At 55.5% G+C, this 2,093-nt stretch carries 1 protein-coding gene; it reads right to left on the bottom strand.

Features of this window, described 5'->3' with window-relative positions; translation table 11 throughout:
* Nucleotides 1–167: 167 nt before the first annotated feature.
* Nucleotides 168–1,862 carry a phospho-sugar mutase gene (locus DW029_RS11060; RefSeq protein ID WP_118346174.1) on the bottom strand — a complete coding sequence of 565 codons (1,695 nt, stop codon included), beginning with the start codon at nucleotides 1,860–1,862 and terminating at the stop codon, nucleotides 168–170.
* Nucleotides 1,863–2,093: the final 231 nt, after the last annotated feature.

Raw genomic sequence — 2,093 nt, 5'->3', positions numbered from 1 at the left:
GCAAGGAGATATATTGCCAGACCGGAGGGGCCCCGGGGGCGGGAATCAGGGCGTACACATTTCCCACACAGTTTGAGAGTCTCAGCTGTGTTTGCCAGTAATAAAGAGGGGACCTCGTTTCCGAGATCCCCTCCTCCGTCTAACTATAGAAATAGGCTTTCAAAGCCTTAGGCCAACAGCTTGCGACCGGACTCTTCAATCGCGTCAAGTGCTGCATCAGCCTCGGCGGCATCCGTGCCCTTAGCGAAGATGTACAGCTTAATCTTGGGCTCGGTGCCGGAAGGACGAACAATACCCTTGTTACCACCCTCAAGATCGAACTCAATGACGTTAGCCTTCGGCAGGCCGTTCACGCAGGTGTTGTAATCCACGACAGCCTCAATCTTGGAACCGGCGAGCTCCGCGGGCGGGTTCTCGCGCAGACCAGCCATGATGCCGGCCATCTTTGCCGCACCCTCAGCGCCCGGATAGCTCAGCGAAATCGTCTTGTTGTGATAGTAGCCATACTTCTCGTAAAGCTCGTGCATCGCATCGGCAAGGTTCTTGCCCTGGAGCTTGTAATACTGCGCCATCTGGCAAATCAGAAGAGAAGTGCTTACGGCGTCCTTGTCGCGCACGTGGTCGCCAGCCAGATAGCCGTAGCTCTCCTCAAAACCGAAGATAAAGCGATCGACCTCGCCAGCATCGGAAAGAGAAGTAATGATGTCGCCGATGTACTTGAAGCCCGTCAGGCAGCGGCGGAGCTCAAAACCGTACTCGTCGGCCAAAGCGTCAACCATGGCGGAAGAAACGATAGTAGTAACGGCAACCTTCTTAGTGAGGTCCTCACCGCGGGCAGCACGGGTCTTGCAGATATAGTCGAGCAGCAGAACGCCCATCTCATTGCCGGTCAGCAGCAGATAGTCATCGCCATTCTTAACGGCAACGCCAACACGGTCGGCGTCGGGATCGGTTGCAAGCAGCAGGTCGGGGTGAACCTGCTCGCACAGGTCGATGCCCTTCTGCATGGCCTGACGGATCTCGGGGTTAGGATACGGGCAGGTCGGGAAATCGCCGTTAGGCTCCTTCTGCTCGGGAACAACCGTTACATCGGTGATGCCAGCACGCTCGAGCACCGTGGTAACGGGAATGAGGCCGGTACCATTCAACGGCGTATAGACAAGCTTGAGCGGTGCGCCGGCAATCTCCTCGGCAGAAAGATTCGTAACGCCGCGCGCGAGTACGGCGTCGTAATAACGCTCGAGGCACGAGTCATCGATCCATTTGACCAGACCCTGCTCAAGAGCCTCATCGAAGTCCATGGACTTCACGCCGGTGAACGTATCGGTCTCGGCGATAGCCTTAGAAATTGCATCGGCGGCCTCGCTGGTAATCTGGCAGCCGTCGGGGCCATAGGCCTTATAGCCGTTATACGGCGCCGGATTATGACTAGCAGTCATGCAAATGCCACCGGAGCACTTAAGGTCGCGAACGGCCCAAGAGAGCGTCGGCACAGGAGAAATCTTGGGATACACGAGGGCAGTCACGCCGTTTGCTGCAAGAATGGCAGCCGTCGTCTTAACGAACAACTCACCTTTATTGCGGCTATCGCGAGCGATGGCGACCGTCGGATGCTCGAAGGTCGCATTGAGGTAGTCAGCGAATCCCTGGGTCGCACGACCGACCGTATAGATATTCATACGGTTAGTGCCTGCACCGATAGTGCCGCGAAGGCCGGCAGTACCGAAGGCGAGATCCTGGAAGAAAGCGTCGGTGATGGCGTCCTCATCACCCTGCTCCTTCATCGTATTGAGCTCAGCGAGGAGCTCCTCGTCCTTGACATTGGCAATCCAAGTATCAAGCAGCTCATGAACATCTGCCATGTGAGTCCTTCCGTCACAATCAATAAAACGACCCGTGTAAAACAGGACAAGCGCAGCAGTGCGCTAAAGCAAATATTAGTCCATTGAGAACAGAGAACCGACCAAAGAACGGTGAACGTCTATATTCAGCGGTGGATGATTAAATTGACTTAATTGCATAAGAAATGTTGCCCGTAAACGCAAAAAAGGGGGAGGCCGCGAGGCCTCCCCCTTCTCAGTTCAAGCGTACGG

The sequence above is a fragment of the Collinsella sp. AF38-3AC genome (assembly GCF_003474365.1).
Taxonomy (GTDB): Bacteria; Actinomycetota; Coriobacteriia; order Coriobacteriales; family Coriobacteriaceae; genus Collinsella.
This window is presented reverse-complemented; position numbering and strand designations above follow the sequence as displayed.